Source organism: Legionella santicrucis (assembly GCF_001468135.1).
Classification (GTDB): domain Bacteria; phylum Pseudomonadota; class Gammaproteobacteria; order Legionellales; family Legionellaceae; genus Legionella; species Legionella santicrucis.
The window spans coordinates 42,919-66,339 of the sequence record NZ_LNYU01000085.1 but is presented as its reverse complement, the minus strand read 5'-3'; the positions used below and the strand labels follow the sequence as shown (position 1 = coordinate 66,339).

Here is a 23,421-nt window from a genome sequence, read left to right as displayed (position 1 = left end):
TTTGAGCGTTTTACAGAGTATCCGTTTTAACTTCTGCCGGTGGAACTACGATAGCAAAAGGTTCGATAGAATTACCATCTATGGATTTGCTTAGCAACTTAACTCGTATTAAAACCTCGGTAGTATGGCTGTCCTCAGAACATTTTATGTCATGCAATTCGCGTTTACAATTTGCAACCTGATGAACTGTATCTATAGGGCTGTTGTCTTTATCAATCACTTTTTGATTTTTCAAATCGAAAACGGTTAATTCTAGGTGGCTGAGTTGCCACTCGTATCCTTCAGGAGTATATCCTACTCGTCGTTCATGTACTAAAGTAACTTTTTGTCCCTTTTGAAGTACAGTATGGTATTCCCATACTGGATTTTCTACAGTGAGTTCACTTTCTACAATATTGTTTCTTTGTTGAAACGCTTTTTCCATATTGAGATAACCCCAGCCGTAAGTTCTATTCCAGGCTGAGCCCATGATTTTTGAATGGTTGGAGTCAGCAGTCCCTGCATCAGTCCATGTATCGGCACTATTGATAAGTAATGCTTTAATTGCCATAGGATTTTGAATTCCGGCATCTTGTAATAATAGTGCGGATGCACCTACGTGTGGTGCCGCAGAGCTAGTCCCACCCATGAGACGATAACCATCTTTATAATTCATCGTATTGGGATAAATAAAACCATAAACTTTGGGATCTGGAGCACAAGTCATGGTGTCATGGCCGGGTGCAGTTAAATCAGGTTTACGCCTGCCAAAAGGGGTAGGGCCTCGACTGCTGGTATTTCTTATACGATGTTTTTCCCTATCAGCAGTTTTAACCACCATATTATTTTCAATGACAAGAGTATTTATATTAGCTATAGTCAGTCCATTATAATTGTCGCCAGGAACAGTCAGTGTGGAAGCATAAGGAAATTGTGGAGTCGCTTCTACATATCCAGCATTTCCAGCTGATTTTACCCAGAGGATTTTTTTTGTATTTACGACATAGTCAATGACTTTTGCAAGACCACTCCACTCGGGACAAGACGGACAATTTAAATCCAATCTGCCATTTCCCATGCTGTAATTAATGAGGGTAGGTTTCACTTCAGAACGGTTCAACATCCAATTTAATGTTTCCATAGTGAGTAAAATACTGGCTGGATCCGCAGTTTCCTCTCCTGCTAATCCAGAAATAATAGTCGATGCTCCGTATGCTATACCTTTGTATTTTTCATGGGTACTTGCATAGATACAAGCTACACCTGTTGCATGGGGCTCTTTTACACCGTTAATATGATTAGAATACCCTGAACCTGCATCTTGGCGAACAATTAACCTTTTATTGGATAAAGCAGAATGTAATGGATCTACCCCTGTATCAATAATACCAATAACTCCTTTTTGTCCTGTATAACCATGAGCCCACCAATTATCTACATTAGGATAAAAAGGAGAGGGCGCTAGTTTTAAAGCTTGAACAGTAATATCTAATTCGGTTTCAGCTGCTTTATGAGAAGAGATTTGCGCGGCGGCATCAAAATTAGCGATTTGCTCGAGCAAATTACGCTCCTTGGGGATTTGTATTGCCACAGCAGGCATGAAACTTAAATCTTGTACTCGTACTCCTTGAATTTTTTTAATTTCCTCAATAAAGGATTCTTTTTCTGAAAGATTATGTAAAAAAACGAGGAGTGATAAAGGAGCTTGATTTACTTCTAATCTTTTGGAATGTTTTACAGTATTGAGAACATCAATATCAATGATTGCTTTTGCAAAAAGAATAGGGTTTACGGCTAATAAAAAGATTGTTGCAAAAAATCTTTTAGGTATGTACCGTATCCAGAGTCTCATTTTGGGATTCTCACTTAATGAATTTCTTATTTATTTAAATGTAAATAATTCATAGTAAATTAAGTAATTGCAAGTGAAAAGCTATTCTTGCATTTTAAATGTCATAAATCTGGATCCCGCGAACAAGCCGCTGGACGTCGGAATAAGGATAGATTCCTTAGGTTGATGGCAGTGTGGTTGTGGAGGCATGATCCTTTCGGATATGGTCGCAAGCATGAGCTCCTCTAATAATGATTGTGTAGGAACTTGTGTAGAGCATTTTAAAAAATTTTTTTACACCCAAACATAAAAGGTCACACAAATGAAAAGCCGTTACGAATCAGGACCAAAAGAAACTATCAATTTCTCAAAAAAAGTCACGACACAACAAAATAACGAGAAACCTAAAAAAGTTCAAAGAGATTTGCTTCCAACCCAACTCCATGTCACCAATATCACCAATATTGAGCAGGCTTTTACTAATAGCGTGTATCTTTCCAACCAATATCAAATGTCAGGGAAAGAGTTAATCGCTGAGCTCCTTAATACTAAAACTAAAACCACTTATTATTACCCAGTCAACTTTGATGAAAAAATTTCGGAAGACAGTATGGGGGTCTCTGGCCCATTTAGAGTAGAAATGGACCTGGTGAAAACAAAGGACCTGAAACTAGATCCCAAACAAATCAAACTAACTCCCATGGAAGAATATCAAACAGAAACCTTAGCTTCACTTGGTATCGAAATTCAATCGATTAAATCACCTGGGCACAATGGAAAACTTAAAATTGATTCGGAAACCCTCTCTCAATCACTTATTTCTAAATTTAAAAATTACCCTCTATTTCCAGGACAACTCTTGCTTGTGAAAGAGGGTGAGATCACGCTATACCTAAAGATTGTACAGACAAATGATCCTAATCTATCTGATCTCAATACTGGCAAATTTTTATCCTTATTAAATGAAAATACAATAATTAACATCACTGCTTCACCTAGAGTAAACAACCTTGTTTTGATTTCACCAAAATCAACCAGTCTGCCCAAAACCTTTACGTTAGATTTTTCACAATCTGGGGTAGGCGGACTCAAGAAAGAAATCTCAGAAATGATACGCAATGTTTTTATGCCGCGTGCGATGCCTATTAAAATGGCTGAACAATATGGTGAAAAACATAATTCTAAAGGTATTTTGCTGTACGGCCCTCCAGGAACAGGTAAAACATTAATCGCAAGAACAATAGGCAATTTTTTCACTAAAGATAAAGTGAAAGTCATTAGCGCAGCAGAATTAATGGATAAATATGTAGGTGAATCGCAAAGAAAATTACGCGAGATCTTTCAGGATGCCAAGAATGAATGGGATGAAAAAGGCCTGAATAGCCAACTCTATGTTTATATTTTTGATGAAATCGATGCCCTCGCACCAAAAAGAGGAATGAAATCGGATAGTTCTGGCGTAAAAGATGATATGGTTGCTACCTTGTTGACAATACTAGATGGGGTTGATTCACCTAAGAATATTATCGTGATAGGCACTACCAATCGACTTGATTTAATTGACCCAGCCCTGATTAGGCCAGGCCGTTTGGATAACGTAATTGAAATTGGCTTGCCAAATGAAGAAGCACGATATGAAATTTTGAAGATACACACTAAAACAATTGCTGTTCTTGATAGTGGTGTAGATTTGAAATACTGGGCTGAGCAAACAACAAACTATACCGGTGCAGAAATTGAAGAGCTGGTAAATAAGGCACGTCACTATGCGGAGACAGAGAATTTTTTATCAACACCAGGCAGCAATGAATTGACCTTAAAAGATAATATGGACAAGGTTGAGAATTATCAAAAAGTAACAAATGAGCATTTTGCTAAAGCATTTCAAGATATCAAACCTATGTTTGGTGTTGATAAAAAATTCGCACAATTCAAAAAAGATGGTTTCGTTATTTATAATAGCGAAATAGCAAATATTGTGAACGATTGTAATTGCTCAATGCATGGATTTAATACTGATCTCATTACAAATAAACCGCTCATACTCATTAATGGTGAAAGCGGCGTTGGAAAAACTCATCTTGCCATGTATCTTGCAAAGTCAACCGGAACAAAATACATTAAAATACTATCACCTGATTTGTTGTTATCATTGTCCCTGGAAAAACAAATTAACTTAATTGATGAAGAATTTGATAATCTGCAACGTGCTGAGTCTGGTGTACTGATCCTTGATGACCTTGAAAGTTTGGTTGGTGCCAATGCTGAGTATACAAATTACAATAATACATTAAGGCTTAAGCTGATATCCATGTTAAAAAACATCATGGAATCGGATAGTCGATCCATTGTAATGGCAACTTCAACTGATATTGACTTTTTGAAGCGAATTAAACTTTATGATTTATTTAATGAAGTAAACCAGATGAATCCCATTACTCTAACCCATTCCCTACAGTCCAGAGAGACCCTACAACAACTTTGTAAGTCACTTGGATATAATGTAAAAGAAGATAATGGTGATCAGTCATCTCATAACGAATTTGAACTAATACTACCCATTCGTGACTTAATTTATCAAATCAAAAAATTCTGTTCGCTTGAAGAAAATAAAAAAACATTGGATGTGAATGAGTTTTATCATTTTCTTGAATGTAAGGGAAAAAAACGTCCGACTTCATTGTATAAGGAATCAATAACGATGCCGTTGTTCTTTAGCAAACGTGAAAATAATTTCACTATTTCCCAACCAGAAGAGAAAAAATACAATTTTTAAAAAGGAATTAAATGATTGTTGATAAATCCCGAAAATACTTCTTTATAGCCGTTAGGCAAGCATTGTTTTTATAAAATTAATTTAAAATGTCAGCAAGTTAACCATCGCCCTGCGGTGGTTAACTCTCAGTTCAGTTTTACGCACTTTGATTGTTATCTCGGCAGTATATTTTATTTGGAACAGTATTTTTAATTTTGCCAAAGCAGAAATAGACAATGGAATGGTTGATGATTATGGCTTTAGCAGTGAAACAATCTAATTCCTTTAAAAAAGCAATTAAAAAATTACCCAAAAAATATAAAACTATTCTTGATGAAGAAATTAAAAAATTAATGCAACATCCATTTTTAGACGAACGCAAAAAAGATGATTTAGATTTCTTAAGAGTACATAAATTGAAACTTACCAACCAGGAGGTTTTGCTAGGCTATGTGTACGAAGAAGAGAGATTAATTTTAACTTTATTGAAATTCGGTGCCCATGAAAATTTTTATCGGGGTATTAAAAACAAATGAATCACTTCGACTGTTCAAGTTATCTGTAATCCGTATAACTTGCTTCACAGTAACGCAAGCGGAGACCCATGTAGATGAAGGCGCCATGTTCCTATAGAAATAGATTTCCGCTTTCGCGAAAATGACGAAACCTTTAAGTCAATGGCAGTAGGGCCTAGGACATGCCAAGGCACCTAGGTAGTGGCGATCAATTGTTAATGCATTCTATTGAGAAATTGTTGATCATCTTTGGTTTCAATCGAGGCCGACATATGATTATCTATTGCTGTTTTAGCTTTAATTAGACTTGCTGTTATATCCCCTTTTTTATTTGGATCATAAGCTATTTTTTCAAGATATTGATTAAATTCTTCACTAACATCGCTGGCAGGTTTTTTTTGTAATTTTGATGCCAAAATTTCTAAACTTTCTGCTGCACGTAGGTGAAGTGAAAAGAAACCAGCAATCTTGCTTCCAAAGTGTATTGAGCGAGAATTGCTACGTATTTCAGCGGCTATTTTATTAAATATATGAGAAAGTTCCATATTATCTACTTGGTGAATTAAGCCTGCAAAAAATTGCTCTGATTTTTCCAGATAAATGTTATGGGTCGCGTGGATAGTGGGAATCCCTTTTGTCTGCGCCGCCTCTATTTCTGTATGATCATCATCGATAAATACTTTTATTTTATTACCAGTCATTTTTTGGACATATAAAATGAAACTTGCTTTATCAAGAAAGTTTGTTTCACCATACCTAGTAAATAACAAACGAGTATCATTCTCGTCAAATGCGAAATTGTCTAATGGCAAAATAGAAGACTCTAGACCATAACTTTGTAATTGGAGTTGTCTTAATCTATTTAACTCTCCTCGCGAACTGACGATCACAACATGATATTTTTCTTGTAGTTGTTTAAGTGCTTCCACTGCTCCAATGAACATAGGAGATACGTGATAAAGGTTATTGTTTTCGTCTGTTATCGATTCAAAATCCTCTGCATTCTCTTTATTGACTAATGTATCATCCCAATCAATAAAAATTAATTCTTTGTTCATAGTTAACTCCTGTGAATAATGTTAAACAATATAATTTAACGGCAACCAAAAGATCATAAAGATTAATTTTTTATCAATTGTACGCGAGTATAATAAGATAAATAACTGTCATTTTTTAACAGTAGAGTAGGCGGAGTCTCAGTGTAAAAAGAATAGGACCAACTGATTAGTTCAGGTTTTATCTTAAGACAAAACCTGAACTAATCAATAAGTTAGAGCTTTAGTAGTATTTATAGAGCTAGGGACGGAGTCATTTCAACTTTTTCTAAATTATCCTGACGTGCAGCTAACGTTAAATTTAACTTATCAGTTTGTGCAATAGTGACATGAAATGGAATTTCCTTTTTCTGACTGTTCCAAATTTTAAATCCTTCACCAAATACACAAGAAAGTTTATTAGAAAGCATCTCCTGAATATTCTGGCCGGGCAAAAGATTCACAATAGTATCTCTACCATTACCCACAACTGGTGCAAAAGTTACGTTAGCTTCAGTGTTTATTTTTTTGAATGCGTTACTTGTTGAGACGATTTGGAAAGGGCATCCATCGATTTCAAAGGATACTTCCTGTCCATCTAATTCTTTATATGCGGCTTTTATCTTTTGTTCATCAAGATCGTTATCCGTATTTCTTTCTATTCTAAAATCGCCAAAATAAGCAAGAGAAAGGTGGCATACATCGGTCATTCCTGCAGCCAATTTATATGTTTCAAACAAATCACTCACCTCTTCATTATTAACTTGAACTGAGGGGAACTTAGGCTTTAACGTATTGAAAACACTTGCTAAAGTTGAAATAGGACTTCCATCAATATCAGTAATTTCAAGTGCTAAGAAATAATCATTTGGTAGTTGCTTTTTCACAAACCTATCTGTTCGTCCAGGTGTTTGGATCATCTTGATTGTTCCAGTAATTTTCATATATTAAGTCCTATAGTTTAAAAATGATAAAAGCAGAAATTTGCTGCCGGCGTGATTATAGGCAAAAAGAATAAGTATTAGAACTGTTGGATTTCAACAGTTACTTTTTTGGGTCAAAATGGTTAAAATTTGATTACTTTTCTCAATTTAGAAGAGATAACAACTGCCATTAGTAGCTATTTTGGAGTAATTAAAACATGCTTGATAGTAATATAAACGAAATAATCAATGAATTACAAGGACAGGACGTACTTCCTCAGACTGGAACAATTATCGGTGGCCCACGAAATCAATTTGATAAGAAAGGACAGAAAAAACAAGGACATCTTTTTTCAGTTATTGACGAAAAACCAATAGGAAAAGGTGGGTTCGCTTCTGTTTATCCTGTTACTCTGTATCGACAAGATGAAACTGGAATAGCTAAAAAATCCATCAATAATAAGAGCTTTGTAACAAAAGAATTTAATTTAAATAAACTTAAAAAAAAATATAGTGACATAAATGTAGAAAATTTAATTGAAAAAGAGTTTGATTTTTGTCGAACAGCAGGGCACTTAAGTATAAAACCACCTGTCTATGATAATAATAAATGTTATCTTACGATGAAACGAATGCCTGGGAGGAGTTTAGGAGATATCTTTATTGAATTAATGGGTGATCCTAATTCTCTTACAAATAATCAACGAATTAAGATAACCTATGCTTTATTGTGGGCTTTGAAAAACCAGGTGATTGATAGAGGAATTATTCATCGGGATATAAAGCCTGAGAATATCCATGTTAAAATAGCTGATCCTGTTGAAGTGAATATTTTTGACTATGGGCTTGCAAAAAAAGCAGACGAAGAAGATGAGTTATTCCCTGGAAGCGAATTTTGGGCAGCGCCTGAAGTATTTGTTCGCTTAAGACATGATAATAAAGCTGATATTTTTTCAATGGGGAGAGTAATTGCTTTCTTATGGGGCGAAAATAATAACAACTATTTAGATGGTGATCCTTTTCTCAACAGCAGATATGCAGCAAAAAAGCTTAATTTGCCTGAAAATGCTAAATGGGTAGAACCCTTTTTGAAGCAAATGTTAGCAGAAATGCAAGAGGATAGAACAGATATTGATTCTGCAATAAAACAATTTAAGCAACTTGTGTCTATTAACGCACCTATGCTTAAATTACCTCGGTACTCCATAGCGAACCACTCCAATGTTAATAATCCCCGTTTTTTTCAAAATCCAATTAAAAAAGCTAATAAACAATTAGATATTCAACAGGATATCAAAAGAGAGTTTCAGGACTTATTAGAGTATCTTCCTTCTCAATATTCTCATTATCGTGATAATAAAATTTTTAAAAAAACGATTGGTCGCTTTACAACGATACAAAAAATGATGAATGAATTAGAACAAATAATGAATGAAAAGGAATCCCGAGATATACCCCAAGCATTAAATAATTTTATTAGTCATCACCAGAATAAACCTTTGCACGCAAGCGAAGCTAATATTATAAGAAAAATAAAGGATTTCTTAGAAGATGTAGAATATCAAAACTTAACGCTCAGGCTATAAATTATAATTATTCATTTCTGGGATTGTTAGGAACGCATTGCTAGCAAATCCCAGATAATTGTAAGATTCTTAAAGCCTTTTTCAATGGATTTAGTGTATATATCTTCTTTATTGTAACAGCCCCATTTGCTTTTTATATTATTAAGATGAAAAATAACTGTTCTTTCAGTAATATGAAGCAAGGGTGCAATAAACTTGGTGGTTTTTCCTTGTAAAAAATAATACAGAACCTCCATCTCTCTTCGAGACAAATTAATCGTTGTTTTTAACAAATCATCAACATTAATATTGATTTTAAGATTAGGTGCTAAAAAAGTATTTTTTGAATTGATATTACTAATCAGCTCATGGAAATTCATAAATTTTGTAAAGCCAATGATGCCATGCGTTTTTCCATCCTCATCCTTAAGTGGTAATTTGTGAGATAAGGCAAAGATTTTTTCGCCATTTTTAGTAATACAATCATCCAATTGAAAATAAACAATCCCTTTCATTGCGGAGTAATCATGACTATTATAAAAATCCGCATACATCCTAAAGGGAAGTGCTTTAGCTGACATGCAGAGAATATCTTTTTCTTGTAATTGCAATCGCTTGAGCCCGTTATTATTCATATACTGGTAATGGCAATTTTTATCTTTGATGTATACGGTACTATGAGAATATTCAAAAATTGTTTTTGTATAAGTTAAGAGTTTTTCAGGAATCATAAAAGCTACTGTTATATCAACTTACAAGGTGCTAAAATTATACCACTAGATTAAAAATAAATCAATTTGATTTGTTTGTACCGAGTTGCCTCAAAAGAAATGTTACCGAACCTAGGAAATTTTAGATTCGTTGCCTCATAACTAATGTTACCGAAGAAGAAAAACAAAAAGGGACAATTTTTATGAAAAAGTTATTACTTAGACTGATTGAGAAGTGATGTTATATATCAGAATAATTAATGAAACTTTTTTTAATAGGACTCACCATTTTTACGAGAAAATTGCCATTGCCCATTAGTATCAAAAATTGCGACTAAATCATCATGGGGATAATTTACCTTATCCCCCTCAGTTCGATCCCCAATTTCAAGATAAATAACATCGTCTGACGTCCGGTTTACTAATTTATGCGCTACGCCGTCAGGAGTAAATCCGGCGCACATTCCCGGTTGTAATTGAAGCTCATCAATATCAGTCACTAATAATGGTTGTCCTTCTAATATAAAAATAAATTCTTCTTGTAATGAATGTCGATGAAGTAACGCGGATTGTGCACCTGGGGCAAGTCGAGTTAAATTTATACCAAATTTTTTTATTCCGAATAGATCGCCTAATGGATGTTTTTCTCGCCCAGTCATCATTGAAGCGAATGGCTCTGGATACACAGAGGGTTTCTTACGTGCAGGCGTATTCTCTGCCACCACAGCAATTGGACTCTTGTTCTTTCTATTCATATATTTCCTACATGATTAGGTATGATTTTAAAAGCTGATTAAAAAATTAAGTTAGCATAAGCAGATGGTATGAATAATACAAGGGTTTTATCTGCCTTAATTAAAGAGGTACAATGGAAGAAATGTTCACGCAACATAAAACTGTTCAATTGGAGTATTTGTTGCCTGTTGTAAAAATGCTAACAGACCTTAGTATTAATTGCTATTGTTTGAATTCCATTAATCCTTTAACCTTGATATCAATATGGCGAATATAACGCTGTATCAGTTGATTTGCCTGTTCGAGAGTGAGCGGTTTGCGGAGGATGCCATCCATTTCTGCGTCTTCACAATTAAAACCAACATCCATTGGGTCATGTCCTGTTAATGCAATAATAGGAACTCTAAAATGTGTTCCTTGTTCTTTTTTTCTTAATGTTGCTGTCAAATTATAGCCGTCTCCTTCCTCTAGAGTTAAGTCCATTAAAATCAAATCATATTTTGCTGGTTTAAAAATCTCACATGCTTGACTGGCTGTGGCAACGACATCCGTTAAGCATTTGCAATTCATTAAAATTGCCTTTTCTACTTTTTGTGCAATAAGATTATCTTCGATAAGCAAGATTTTTAATTTATTGATTTGTCCTGTTTTTTCAGAGAAATAATGATTTGTAACTGTTTTATGATTGTAATTAGCTTGTGATTTTAAATTTTTTACTTGCTCTGTTAATTGTTTTTGCTTGGATATATCTCGGATAGTAACAGCAAGACCTAGTGCATTTCCTGATTTATCTGCTAAGGGAGTTCGCGAAATTTCAAAATAAAGAATAATGCCATTGTTGTTGATAATTGCCTGTTGTTCCACTTCATTTTTCCCCGAGATGATAGCGGCAATATCCTGTTGCTGAAAATGGTGAATTTGTTCGGAAGTCCATAAGCCTTGTTTCCGCATCATTTCGTAAATTGAGCCTATGGAGTTATCTTCACTATAACTGTAACCTAAAAAACGTAATAAATTAGCATTACAGTCAATAAGAAAACCATTTTTATCAATGAGATAAACCATGTTATCTATTTTTGTAAATGCTCTAGCATAAATCTGCGAAGTAGGTGGGTTTTCCATAGAAGGCTATGCTAATAATTTGTTTTAGTATAACATAGCCAATTTTTTTAGGATAAATATTGACCAATATTGACGATTTTTTTTCATTTAAATTGATGTAGTAATGGAACAGTCAAAAAGATTTGACTGAAAATGTATATACTTTATGAAATAACTAATTTCGCCTCCATGTTTCGAATTTTTTCGTAATCTAATAAAATTGATTCGCGGTCACCAGCTAGTCCAATAATTCCAATACTTGAGAGATAATCTACAGTCTGAGGTACCAGATCCCCATTTTTAAACCAAATATGTTCACTGAGAAAGGTCGGTAATTTAGAAATTTCAGCAAGGGCTTCAACATTTGATATTATTCCTTCCGCGAATGCTTTCAAAAAAACAGGTATCACTGATTTTTTGAATACATATTTTTTAGTGAGTACATCACCATCAACATAGATTTCAACTAATTTATCAGCTTGACTACTACCGGTTGCTGCTCGTGCAAACCTCACAACTGGACCGCCACACATTCGAGCACTTGTTTCTATAAGGCGTGGCCCTTGCTTCGTAAGCATAATTTCAGTGTGCGTCGCACCCCAACGAATTCCCAAAGCATCCAGCGCCTTTTGGGTATAATCAAATAATTCTCCATGCACTTTTTCACTATAGGGCACAAATTCAACATAGTCGTAAACAGTATTGCGATTATTAAATGGGATTTTATTATATTTAATTAAATGCGCTAAATAGTGTTTTCCATGAGCGCTTACAGTTCCGACGGCAAATTCTGTACCAATAGCTTGTTCTTGCACGACAACGGTTTCGCTAAACGCTCCAGTAATTTGAGATGGCTCAGTCATAACTCGATTGAAGGCCATTTTCCAATCTCCTTTTGCTGGAATGTGAAAGACCTTATCACTGCCGGCAGACATTGGCGGTTTAATTACAAGTGGAGCATCAACTAATCCATTTTCCTTAATCCAAGTATCCACTTCATGTTCCGATGACGTATTGAGTGTTTTAAGAACAGGAACATCAGCCTCTTTTAAAGCATTTTGCATGAGAGCCTTGTGTAATCGATTAAGCGATTTTTTGGAGTCATTGGCGAATTGAGGCGTTAAAATCTCAGTCAGGCGTTCTGCCACAGAAATCCCTAACTCGTCCCCAGGAATAATCGCAATAGGATTATACTTTCTAAGATCCTCAGCCAGGTTTGGATGGTCGGGAATAATTTCGATAAAATCTGAAGTTTGAACTTTTAATCCAAATCCAATTTCTTCTAAGGATTTAAAAGTGACTGCAATAACAGGTATTCCTCGAGCTTTAAAAGCAGGAGCTAAATCTATTCCTGATGATAATGGATTAACAATGACGACGGGTCTATTCACCTACTGCCTCCTTATTTAAATTTTTCATTAACATGATTGGCGTTTTGTCAAAACTCCAATCAAATAGAGATTCGACTTTATCTAACGGCGTGGACGATTCAATGTAGGAGTCCGGCCTGACCAAAATTACATGGTCTCTATATTGAGTGTCATGGGTCCAATAGTTTGCCTGCTGTTCATAGGAATAAATTTGAATAACTTTTATAAATTCAGGTACGTTTAGCTCAACTGCACAATCATTAAAAATTAACAAGGTAAATTTGGTATAATCTAAAAGAGAATAAAGTCGGGTTTTAATGATCCCATTAAAAATTTCAAAGTCAAAAAGTCGAGAGCCATTGAGCTCTTGATGACCATAACAAATTCCCATCCCAGTAATATTCCCCGCGCGTTTTTGTACAATCTTTACATAATCCTGGGCATGGGTTCCGTTCTGTGAATACTTAGTAGAACGAACAAGTTCTCCTGAGGTTTCGATCACACTTTGAGCAACCGGTTTACGCTCGTTTTCATAACTTTGCAAAAGTTTTGGAGAGGCACCAAAATTGAGCACCATATTAAACTTCCATATAAGATTGAATGCGTCTGCAAGACCTGTATTCAGACCTTGTCCTCCGTTTACTGAATGAATATGACATGCATCGCCAGCAAGAAAAATACGGTCTTGCACGCAAAATTTCTCGGCTAAAGATTCTTTGACTGAAAATTGTGAAAACCACACGATTTCTTTAAAACGGAGGGTATGAGGCTGTATTGCATAATTAATTTTGTCAATTGCCTCTTCTAGGGTAAAATTCTTAGTATCCATTCTTACGTAAAACCTATCAATTTCTCCCTCTCTTGGAATCCATGCTACGTCTGATGTTTCTGCTTGAAAAACGATGATTTCAGGAACTTTTAGAAAATCTGTATCTATAATGCCGTCAATTACAGCCCATATAATTTGTGGTCTTATGATCTCAAAAGGTATTTTAAAGTGATTTCTAACGAAAGAACGAGATCCATCCGCACCAATGACATAGCGTGATTGAATACTTTCTTTATTTGAAAGTGTTGTGAGACATCCTTCTTTATTAAGCTCAATGTTCTCAGCTGCAGCGGAGCGTTTTACAGATGCGCCAATCTCTTTAAGCTTCCTATCCAACAGCTTTTCAACATAGGACTGACCAAGCATAAGGAAATGCTTATGGAGACAACCTTGGAGTTCGTCCCACCAAGAAGATTGACGTGAAATGAATTTCCCATGCGCCCATACGGCACTGGTGTTGCATGTCTTTCCCAAAGGATAAAGCTCATCAAATAAATCAACTAGTTCAAGAAGTTGTAATGTACGGGCATTAAGAGCATCAGCTCTCCCAACTTCTAAAGGTCCATCAGATTTATCGACAATAACAGTTTGCATACCACAAAGTTGCCCTAAGTAAGCACACATGAGTCCTACTGGGCCTGCCCCAACTATTACAATATCTGCTACTTGAATACTCATTCGTAAGATTCCAAACCTGGGTTATCAAAAGGAGGGTTACTCAAAACATGAACTCGTTGAATATGACGAGGAGACTTAGAGGTAAATTCTTCTCGACCATGTAAGAGTGAAAAATTATCTGCAATGACTATATCTCCAGTTTGCCATTCATGAGCATAGAAATTACCAGGAGAATAAAGCGCTTTTTCTAAACTGCTATGAAAGACATCTAATTCTTCATCACTAATGCCCGTAAATTCAAGTTCTGGTGGGTTTACGAAATGGCCTTTATCTTGAGCGGGTGGCTCATTATAGCGAATGACAGGAAACCCTTTTTGAGGGTGCTTAGTAATAATTGGCGATGTTGTTTTGCTATTATAAAATTTCATTTTTCTTTGATAGGTGCCAGTTACTTTATTCCAAAGTTCCCTTGTTTCAGAGGACGTATGTTTTAAAACCAAAATGGTGTTTGAAAAAGTCGTTTTTCCTCCTTGGCCGGGCAAAGGTGCTTTGACACAATGAAAAATCTGATATTCAGGAACTTGGGGGCGATACATGCCATCCCAATGTAATGGCATGTAACTATGATCGAAAATGTGATCTTCTGGGATATCTTGCTCAATTAACTCAAGTACCTTTCCAAATGGCCAGACACTAACTTCTCCCCATAGTTCGCAATAGTTAGAAAAATCTTCCGCATTTTGAAATGTCTCAAAGCCTCTCAATACAACGAGTTGATTCTTCCAAAATAAATGACGTAAATTTTCTATATGGAGGTCTTCCACATTCTTTTTTTCGCTCAGAGGCTCTAAGAGCACACCAAATGGTTTAAGATCAGTAACTTTATAATTCATACTATATCCTTTCTATCGATAAGCATTAATCTGCAATTAGTTTATAATGGCTTGGACGTCCATCAGTTGCATAAATTAATTGGGCACCTAAGGCTTCAGCTTCTGAACGTTTTAGCAAGATATAACCTTTCCTGCTTTCAATGACAACCCCATGCCATGGAGTCATCCAGCTTTCATTTCCAATTAAACGGATCCCTAATTTTTTTGCACCACAAGTTTGCGGGTGAATAGACAGTCGAACAGCCCCAGGAAAATGCTCTGCAATTAATTGGCTCCAGGCATTACTTCTTCTTATGACCTCGTATGCTTTGGAACGGGATTCTTTTTGGATAGCCGTACGACTTTTAGTTTGGCCTGGAAATTTGGAGTCTTCAAATAAAAAGCGAGTGATGCCACAGTACATACGATTTGATTCTTGTTCATCTGGACTTGCTGTAGATTTTGCACCATTACGAATCTTATATTGAAGAAAATCTAATGATTGTCCATAACTTTTCATGAGTTCGTCACGCATTTGGATAAAGTTAAGTCCCCTATAAAAGTCATCAAGATTAAATGTTGATAGATCTGGTAGGGACATTTCCTGTATTAGTTTATCTAATTCAACTTGGTAATCGGTCACATTACTTTCTTTCATTCCTACCACATCACTAAATACTCTTCCATCGGAGCACAGAATGATTTTAATTCCAGGTTGATAAAATTTTTTAATTTTTTGACAAAGATTTCCAAGAAAATTAAGCGCAATTTTTTCAGCATGATCAGGAAAATGACTAAGTACTTTTTCGAGGTTTGGAGACTTTCCAGGGAAAGCTGGCAATACAAAAGTCACTGGTTCATTTTTTCTTACTGCTGAGATTATTTTGGGTAAATGTGGTAAAGAACACTTTTGGCAATTTATATCGCTACATGTATCAATAGACTTTGGAACACGACGGAAAATCATAAACTCGGCTAATATTTTTTTAGCCGTTTCCATCATAGAGTCGCTATCTAATGATTTTCTAAGTTCAAAATTGTTAATCGAATGATTCTGAATTGTATTTAAATTTAATGTTTTATTTTTCATATTTTCTCTCCTGAATTTAGATTACTTATTTTCATGAGATAAATAAAATGACTTATTTTATTTGCTGTGATAAAATTTATTTATGGCTTTACTATTAGATGACATAAAATATTTTATAATTGTTAGTGAAACCCTTAACATAACAAGGGCTTCGGAAATTATAGGAATATCTCAACCTGCGCTCAGTTATGCTGTGAAAAGATTAGAGAATAAACTGGGTGGGCAGCTTCTCATTCGTCTTAAAACGGGTATCCAGCTAACGAAGCTTGGAGAGGAGTTTAAGCGACGTTCTTATCGCTTGTTATATGAATGGGAGCAGGCTCAAAACCTAGCTAATTCTGAATCAGGTCTTATTCAGGCAAACTACACTATTGCGATTCATCCATCAGTTGCTCTTCATACGCTTGAATACTTTATGCCACAACTTCAGGTTAACTTTCCAAAGCTTAATTTTAATTTTATTCATGGTCTTTCTAGAGAGATGACTGAAAAAATTATTAGTTGGGAGGCTGATTTTGGGATCGTTGTTAACCCTATAAAACATCCTGATCTTGTTATTAACAAGTTACGTGAAGATGAAGTCACCGTCTTTTATGCTCAGAATGCTCAAGATAAGCTGATTTATGATCAAAACCTCGCCCAATCACAATACATACTTAAAAAATTAGGTAAGAAAATAATTTTTAATGGTGTACTTAACTCGGCAAACCTTGAGGTTGTTGCTAAATTAACGTCATTAGGCCTTGGATACGGTTTTTTACCTTCAAGAGTTGCATCTCAATATGCTCATCTTAAAAAATTAAAAGATGCTCCGGTATTTCACGATGAAATTTGTTTAGTCTATAGACCTGAAAAACATAAAAATCCTGTGAGTAAAAAAATAATTCAAATTATCAAGGCGTCCTTAAGTATTGGATGAAATAACGACGTTATACTATCAGTAATCGGTTTGGCAACATATCTCTGGCTTCTCCTATACTTAAATAATATATTTGGAGATACATTCTTATGACTCTACCAATATTTGATTATAATCAATTTATAGGTCCTAACCCCCAAAAAGCCCATGCAGCTACTCATATGTTTACAGAAGGGGCATTTCCTGGACATTCCAGTAACTGGATAGTTAAGATAGCTGATGATCCTATAATAGCTAGGCATGAGGTTTTGGCACAAGAATTGTTTCGATTGTTTATTCCTCACCAACCACAAACACGTATTGCTAAAGACGAAAAAGACTACTTTGTCTGCTCAGAAAAGGTAGAGTCCTATAAATCTTTGCCTTATGGGGAAGGCAAGCGGTTTGAAGATGGAACTTATACCGGTTTAGGACAGGCGATTCTAGTAGCAGTTTTTTTACAAGAAGTTGACTTAAAAAATGGAAATATAGGCTTAGACAAAGACAATAGAGTAATTAAGATAGATGGCGATCAATGTCTTGCATCAGTTTTAGAGGGAAGACTTCATTTTGCCCTAACACCAGAAGTAATTGCAACTTTACCAAGGAAGGGCGATTTTGCTGCAAATAATTGGTTAGATGATAAAAGCACAAGCACCTCTTTTTCTACCTCAAAAATTCTTAATCACACAACTATATCGAAAAATGAACTATTTAGAGGGGAAATAAATCAAGCGATGTTAAAAATTTGTCTTTTGCCTGATGAATATATTGAAAGATTTGTTGCGCTCTATATACCCGAGGAAAATGGAATTAGTAGAAATTCATATATTGATTTAATTAAAAATCGTCGCGATACTCTAAAATTATCTGCAGTGCAAAATGATTCATTTAGACACTATTTATACAAACCTGAAGCTCAGGATGATGCGAGAAATTTTTTGGAGCATATGAGAAGTTTTCAAGTCGGTGGAGAGTCTGTTATACCAATGGATTATGCTCTTGAAGTGAATAGCACCCTGACAGAATTACAAAAAGCATCAGCTTTGCCAATGCTGGCCCTGTTAAACGAACAATTAGAAAAAGTAAAAAATCTAGAGGAGCAACCAGAAGTTGGTCCGACTCCTCTTGAAAAACTGGAACTGTCAATTGTTCAGCTAGGTGAGTTAAAGAAGACTTTAGAGCAAGAGTTAAGTGAACTAGTAAAGAGAAAAAAAACGGAATTAAATCACATTTTCAATATATACATCCAAATAAAAAAACAAGAGCTATTTGCTCTTGAGGCTCCGAGTACTCAGGTTCAAGCATACAAAGTGTTTCTCAAGCAAAAAATTATCCCTATATTAGAAGAATACATTTTACATTTACAAGAATCTAATGCTCCATTTCATGGAGCATTCCCTGAAGAGAGCGAGTGGACTGATTTTAACTTTACGGAAGCTGGTATAGCTAAAGAGAGCATAAATATAATTAAATTGATGATTAAGAATGAAGTGGCACTTGAGGAAGCAAGGGCATGTATCGCTGAAGCTGAGGCTCTTGCTAAGTTTCGAGAGTTCTCACAATTTAATTATCTTTCAGAGCAGAGTAAACAAATTAAAGGTGTAATTGATACTGATCTAAAAGATAGAATCGAACAGGCATCGGTTACGCTGGCATCACTTAGTACTATTAAATTACCAAATCAGAAGGAGGAAGTAGCTGAGAAAATAAATATGAAACAACTTTTAGCTGACATAACTAAGCAAGTTGCTGTTCTGGAAAACAACACCCAGATCATCTCATCTCAATCAGAAGAGTATTTAGCTATTCTAGAACGATGTTTAGAAACATTAAAGACTCTAAAAGAGAGAAGCAATGAACAGAATAAGGCACAAAAAAATCTTGATTCCTCTGTTGTTAATGATTTAGAAAGTAGATTACAAAAGATTAAAGATAATATAGCAAAATTGAGTGCTCCTTCCGTTACGAATAGCCCCTCTGAACTGAAAAATTCCTTGCCCCCTGATGCGAATATCCCCCCTCAAGAAAAGAGTTTAGTAACAGAAAGTGCATTGCCAAGTAAGTTTAAGGTGAAAAATAGGGTGATAAGGATACCTACGAATGAAAGAGAAGAGAATATTTTTGCGGTGGGTGTTGTATTAAATGATGATGATTTAATGAAGGGGACAGATAATGCTGTCCCAAGCCTCATTCAAGATATACGCAATATAGTAAATGCCATTGATTGTACAAATGAAGATAATATATCTGAGTCGATTATTTCAATTCAAGAAAGAATTCGTAAATCGCATGAAAATCAGTACCCTGAGAACATTAAGTGGGTTATTGATGCATTTAATCATGCGAATCACCTAAGTTTTAGAGAAATTCGACTTAAATTGGAAGAAAATAGTTCTATGAAAGAAATAATGGATCCTATTAAAGTTGGAATGAGTTTGAATTGAGTTTGATATCAAATTTGCGATATAACTGCACAAAAAGTAAGACACCCAAGCTGGAGCTCGCCAAAACTGCAGCAAAAGGAAAGCCGTAATCGCTAATAAATAATCATATAATGAGAAAATAGCGCTTGACCAAACCGATTGATAAAACGCAGTTAATAATAGTCCTACAACCGAAGCATTGATCCCAGGGATTGCTCTTTGCATCGATGGATGTTGTCGTAGATTTTTCCATAAGGGTAATGTGCCGATTATTAATAAAAAAGATGGCAAAAAGATAGCAACTAATGCAATGACTGCTCCAAGCCATCTATGGGGGATATTCGTTGATACCGCCCCTAAAAATACTGCAAAAGTAAAAAGAGGGCCTGGCAATGCTTGTACTGCACCATAACCAGCTAGAAAAAGCGATTATTAAATGCACTGCGTTAAGGGGCTCTTAATATCTAGGCTATATAATATTCCCCTAATTGATCATTAGGGAATGTTTAGATGAGCATAGAAAAATATATTGAAGCATTAAAAGCTAGCACGGTTGATTCTGCTGATTCTGTTTTAATTACTATTCGCATCATTGAACATGAGCTAGGGCATTCACAAGAATTGAATTTAGTAAAGCAAGCTTTTGCCCAAAATGATTATAAGCGCACATTTGATTTAATAGAATCACTTATTAATCCAACTTTACTTGAAAAGAATGAGGAACTATTTGCGCTAATTTGTGAAAAAATAGCTACCGCCTTCGAACATGATAATCCCCATAAGAATTGGAGTAGAAGATACTTTGATACTCGTCTTTCTCAAGAACTTTGGAATATCCAAAATGCAAATTACTTTTCCAGCATAGAAAAGCTCGCCTCTCTCATGATTGAAAAAAACAGACAATTTACACCATCAACCCAAGTAAAATCACTTGATGAAGCTGAGGATGTGATTAAGCTTGTTAGGGATTTTGGTGAAAAAACTCATGAAATAAATACATTAATGGGTGAGTTACGTTCCATGAAAACCAGTATTTCTAATTCTAAAGATCGTGGCCCCAAGCGAAAATTATCTGAGGGACTCATAAGTCAAAATCCAGGAATAGTGAAATCGATTTCGCCCATGCCAGTCGATGAGCTATTGACCACTGCAATGTGCAATAAGGTCGCAGATGTTTTCGAAATTGATCCTTCAGTAGTAAGAGGATATTCAAAAACAAATACCCAAGTACCTTATGTGAATTCTGTATCAGGAACAACCTTTGTGCTGGTGGCTGTTTTGACAAATTATATTGAAAAATATAAAAATGATCCTAATTTGGAAAATGACACTAATCACATCATTCAAGCATTTTTTTCTTTTACCTGTAAATGCGGCTATCATAGTCTGGCTGAAATGCAAGATGTTTTAAATGATCCTGCGGTTAGGGAAATTTTTGCTAACAATAACATTACAATCCATGATATCCCACAAAAAGCATTAGATGCTGCTATTGCTGCCTCATGCCACTACGCAACCAGAATTACCTTACAACATAAGCTTCATGAAGACATAAGTGAAGGGAGTCCATCTTTAACACATGTTGAATCTAATGATCGAAGCAAGCCTTCCTTATCTTTTTTCCGCAAAAGCTATCCAACAGAATTGTCAATATATGGTGTGCGCGAAAATAAAGCCACTGGCCCTCGAGTGACAGAGGCTATTAAAAAAATCAAAGAAGAAAAAGGAAATGTTCCTGCCTTGAAGGTAGCATTTAATTTCATGCATTGGGCCAGACAAAAGCATCGGCATTTTAATACCACTGAATTAAAAGAACTTATTGGTAAGATGCGCACAGAAATACACCAAGAGATTTGTAATAATCATCTCGACAACTGTATTATCATCTAAACATAGTCTCATCGAAAATAATGGTTATTCAAAACCGAGCCGATCAATTAATCGCTGAGGAAATGATTTTACGAGATGCATCTAGCACTTGAGAAAACTTAAGAAGACCTTGGTGAAATTTTGCATATGAAGCAAGATGGAATTTCTCGTTTGGAAAAGCGTTCTGATATGTTAATTTCAACTTTGAATAAATATATTTCAGCTATAGGGGGATCATTAAAATTAATGCTGAATTCCCTGATAGAGCTCCAGTAGAAATTCATGGAATTGCTGAAATTAGATCTCATTGAAATGAAAAAGCAGAGAAGACAGTAAGCTCTCAATAGTAATTAATAAGACTGGGATGGGAATTGCTTCCAAATATCATTAAGAAATAGTAAACATGTTTTTAATCATAAAAATCAATCGGTTATTTCTTAACTTAATGGCAGTTCCTTTTCGGATGCCCCCTTATCGGTTAAAATAGGACATTGAATCGGCTCAGTATATTATTGTGTCACAGAAATAAATGATTAAACCATATAACGCCATAACAATGCATGAAATCGGTTTAAATTTTACTTCATTCTCAAAATTTATTGGAAATGAAGGCTCAGTGAGATTTACTGAGAACATATTATGCAATTTTCAGTGCATTAAAAACATGTCATTTCGGATAAACAATGCAATGAATCAAATGGAGAAACAGTCATGTTGAAGAATGATCAGTTGGCGGGAAAAGTGGCACTCGTTACCGGTGGATCGCGGGGTATTGGCGCAGCTATAGCAAAGCGTTTAGCTTCCAATGGAGCCCGAATAGCCATCACATATTTAATGGACGCGAGCGCGGCTTCAGCCGTGGTCGAGCAAATTGAGCATAGCGGCGGAAAAGCTATTGCCATCAATGCTGATGCGGCTAATGCGAAAGCGATTCAAGGAGCAGTCGAAAAAATCGTTGCTACCTTCGGACGATTGGATATACTTGTGAACAATGCCGGAACGGCTATTTCGAAACCATTTGAAGAGTCCACGTTAGAAGAGATAGATCGTGTGATCGATGTCAACGTTCGAGGTGTTTTTGCCACAACCCACGCGGCCTTAAAGCACATGAATGAGGGAGGTCGCATTATTATGATCGGTTCTGCTGTCGGTGAGCGTGCCGCAATATCAGGTTTGGTGCCCTACGCTGGGACGAAGGGAGCCGTTAAGATGTTCACTCAGGCATTAGCTAGGGAAATCGGACCACGCGGAATTACGGTCAATAACGTGCAGCCCGGTCCAATTGAAACAGAATTAAATCCAGCCACGGGTGATTGGGCAGTGCCACAAAAGGCTGTCACGGCTCTCAACCGTTATGGCAGTGTTGATGATATCGCTGCGATGGTAGCATTCGTTGCCGGGCCAGAGGCATCTTATATTACGGGCGCGAATCTGACAGTTGATGGTGGCATGAGTGCCTAATAAAGCACGCGTATCAATTCCGCCTTCTGCTTTTTGCTGCGGTATTGCCTTGCTTTCATTGCTGGATTAAGGTGGTGGCTAAATAAGTCATTTATGCTTGGTACAATAAATTTTGTAATTCAGAGTTTTGAGAGATTATGCATGACAATCCTGCGGCAATAAAACCGCAATTAATTCCAGCTAGTTTAAATGATTATCCAATAATTAGAAATATGACCCAATTTTATTTTTATGATTTATCACGAAATTGTGGGCGTGATTCCGCTGATTGGGCTGTGCTTTCCGATGGACTTTATGACGCGTTTGATTGTAAAAATTATTTTGAAGAAGCGAACAGAAAAGCATTTTTAATCAAAATATTAGATGAGTTGGCAGGTTTTGTGCTTTTGAATCAAGTTGCTACTTCTTCCGATGTTAATTGGAATATCGGCGAATTTTTTATTCTTGCACGATTTCAGAGGCAGGGTATAGGCCAATTAGTGGCTCATGAACTTTGGAACACCTATCCTGGACGTTGGGAAGTTTCTATTCTCCCCGAAAATAAGGATGGATTATTATTTTGGCGTAAAATAATATCTGTATATACTAATGGAAAATATAGCGAGATAGTAAAAGAAATCGATTATGATCTGCATCAGCCAAAACGAATTATTTTAAATTTTGAAACAAAAATTCATGAATCTCAAGATCTAAAGCAGAAGGCCTCTCAAAACATTACTTTTGTCGATCAACTCGGCGAAGCGCTTGAAAAATACATGACCGACGATTTAATTGCTTATGAAAGAAATCATGGAATTGATGTGAATTATAAGCGCTTTTCGGTAGTGCTTGCTAATGAAG

Annotated in this window: 19 protein-coding genes; 8 read left to right on the top strand and 11 right to left on the bottom strand. The window is 35.7% G+C overall.

The window, feature by feature from the left end; translation table 11 throughout:
- Positions 1–10: 10 nt before the first annotated feature.
- Complete coding sequence (locus tag Lsan_RS15760) at positions 11–1,831, bottom strand: S8 family serine peptidase (RefSeq protein ID WP_193392733.1); 1,821 nt, start codon at positions 1,829–1,831, stop codon at positions 11–13.
- A gap of 301 nt (positions 1,832–2,132) precedes the next feature.
- Between Lsan_RS15760 and Lsan_RS15755 the strand changes: the two genes are divergently transcribed.
- Together Lsan_RS15755 and Lsan_RS15750 are read left to right on the top strand one after the other, a co-directional pair.
- The gene (locus tag Lsan_RS15755) at positions 2,133–4,586 is read left to right on the top strand and encodes an AAA family ATPase (RefSeq protein ID WP_058515092.1); all 2,454 of its coding nucleotides are present in this window, start codon (positions 2,133–2,135) and stop codon (positions 4,584–4,586) included.
- A gap of 227 nt (positions 4,587–4,813) precedes the next feature.
- Positions 4,814–5,101, top strand: a complete 288-nt coding sequence (locus Lsan_RS15750; protein ID WP_058515091.1) for a type II toxin-antitoxin system RelE/ParE family toxin — start codon at positions 4,814–4,816, stop codon at positions 5,099–5,101.
- Positions 5,102–5,295: 194 nt separating this feature from the next.
- On the opposite strand, the gene Lsan_RS15745 is transcribed toward Lsan_RS15750, so the two are convergent.
- Together Lsan_RS15745 and Lsan_RS15740 are read right to left on the bottom strand one after the other, a co-directional pair.
- On the bottom strand, positions 5,296–6,138 hold the full coding sequence (locus tag Lsan_RS15745) for an HAD family hydrolase (protein WP_058515090.1): 843 nt from the start codon (positions 6,136–6,138) through the stop codon (positions 5,296–5,298).
- Positions 6,139–6,368: 230 nt separating this feature from the next.
- Complete coding sequence (locus Lsan_RS15740; protein WP_058515089.1) at positions 6,369–7,058, bottom strand: hypothetical protein; 690 nt, start codon at positions 7,056–7,058, stop codon at positions 6,369–6,371.
- Between the two features lie 197 nt (positions 7,059–7,255).
- On the opposite strand from Lsan_RS15740, the gene Lsan_RS15735 reads away from it, so the two are divergent.
- Positions 7,256–8,623: a protein kinase domain-containing protein gene (locus tag Lsan_RS15735; RefSeq protein ID WP_058515088.1), complete on the top strand. Its 1,368-nt coding sequence runs from the start codon at positions 7,256–7,258 to the stop codon at positions 8,621–8,623.
- A 26-nt stretch (positions 8,624–8,649) separates the two neighbouring features.
- Here the strand turns inward: Lsan_RS15735 and Lsan_RS15730 are convergent, their stop codons facing one another.
- The 7 genes from Lsan_RS15730 to Lsan_RS15700 all read right to left on the bottom strand — a co-directional run bounded on the left by Lsan_RS15730 (position 8,650) and on the right by Lsan_RS15700 (position 15,927).
- Entirely contained in the window at positions 8,650–9,333 is a 684-nt protein-coding gene (locus Lsan_RS15730) for a LuxR C-terminal-related transcriptional regulator (RefSeq protein ID WP_058515087.1), read from the bottom strand.
- Between the two features lie 251 nt (positions 9,334–9,584).
- On the bottom strand, positions 9,585–10,067 hold the full coding sequence (locus Lsan_RS15725; protein ID WP_058515086.1) for a cupin domain-containing protein: 483 nt from the start codon (positions 10,065–10,067) through the stop codon (positions 9,585–9,587).
- A 202-nt stretch (positions 10,068–10,269) separates the two neighbouring features.
- Entirely contained in the window at positions 10,270–11,169 is a 900-nt protein-coding gene (locus Lsan_RS15720; protein WP_058515085.1) for a response regulator, read from the bottom strand.
- A 143-nt stretch (positions 11,170–11,312) separates the two neighbouring features.
- Positions 11,313–12,539 carry an ATP-grasp domain-containing protein gene (locus tag Lsan_RS15715; protein WP_058515084.1) on the bottom strand — a complete coding sequence of 409 codons (1,227 nt, stop codon included), beginning with the start codon at positions 12,537–12,539 and terminating at the stop codon, positions 11,313–11,315.
- A complete protein-coding gene (locus tag Lsan_RS15710; protein WP_058515083.1) occupies positions 12,532–14,025 on the bottom strand; it encodes an FAD-binding protein in 1,494 nt (497 codons plus the stop codon). Before Lsan_RS15710 ends, Lsan_RS15715 begins: the two co-directional genes overlap by 8 nt.
- Complete coding sequence (locus tag Lsan_RS15705; RefSeq protein ID WP_058515082.1) at positions 14,022–14,858, bottom strand: TauD/TfdA dioxygenase family protein; 837 nt, start codon at positions 14,856–14,858, stop codon at positions 14,022–14,024. Before Lsan_RS15705 ends, Lsan_RS15710 begins: the two co-directional genes overlap by 4 nt.
- A 25-nt stretch (positions 14,859–14,883) precedes the next feature.
- The gene (locus Lsan_RS15700; RefSeq protein ID WP_058515081.1) at positions 14,884–15,927 is read right to left on the bottom strand and encodes an L-tyrosine/L-tryptophan isonitrile synthase family protein; all 1,044 of its coding nucleotides are present in this window, start codon (positions 15,925–15,927) and stop codon (positions 14,884–14,886) included.
- Positions 15,928–16,009: 82 nt separating this feature from the next.
- Here Lsan_RS15700 and Lsan_RS15695 point away from each other — a divergent pair, with 82 nt between their 5' ends.
- Positions 16,010–16,846: a LysR family transcriptional regulator gene (locus Lsan_RS15695; RefSeq protein WP_058515080.1), complete on the top strand. Its 837-nt coding sequence runs from the start codon at positions 16,010–16,012 to the stop codon at positions 16,844–16,846.
- 89 nt (positions 16,847–16,935) lie between these two features.
- Positions 16,936–19,272: a SidE phosphodiesterase domain-containing protein gene (locus Lsan_RS15690; protein ID WP_058515079.1), complete on the top strand. Its 2,337-nt coding sequence runs from the start codon at positions 16,936–16,938 to the stop codon at positions 19,270–19,272.
- Here the strand turns inward: Lsan_RS15690 and Lsan_RS21815 are convergent.
- Positions 19,180–19,644, bottom strand: coding sequence for a chromate transporter (locus Lsan_RS21815; protein ID WP_237762161.1), 465 nt, complete (start codon positions 19,642–19,644; stop codon positions 19,180–19,182). The two genes, Lsan_RS15690 and Lsan_RS21815, sit on opposite strands and share 93 nt — an antisense overlap.
- A gap of 117 nt (positions 19,645–19,761) precedes the next feature.
- On the opposite strand from Lsan_RS21815, the gene Lsan_RS15685 reads away from it, so the two are divergent.
- The 3 genes from Lsan_RS15685 to Lsan_RS15670 all read left to right on the top strand — a co-directional run.
- Complete coding sequence (locus tag Lsan_RS15685) at positions 19,762–21,141, top strand: hypothetical protein (RefSeq protein WP_058515078.1); 1,380 nt, start codon at positions 19,762–19,764, stop codon at positions 21,139–21,141.
- Positions 21,142–21,831: 690 nt separating this feature from the next.
- On the top strand, positions 21,832–22,581 hold the full coding sequence (locus tag Lsan_RS15675; protein WP_058515077.1) for an SDR family NAD(P)-dependent oxidoreductase: 750 nt from the start codon (positions 21,832–21,834) through the stop codon (positions 22,579–22,581).
- Between the two features lie 137 nt (positions 22,582–22,718).
- Positions 22,719–23,421, top strand: a 703-nt coding sequence (locus tag Lsan_RS15670; RefSeq protein ID WP_058515358.1) for a GNAT family N-acetyltransferase, incomplete at its 3' end; no start/stop codon positions are given.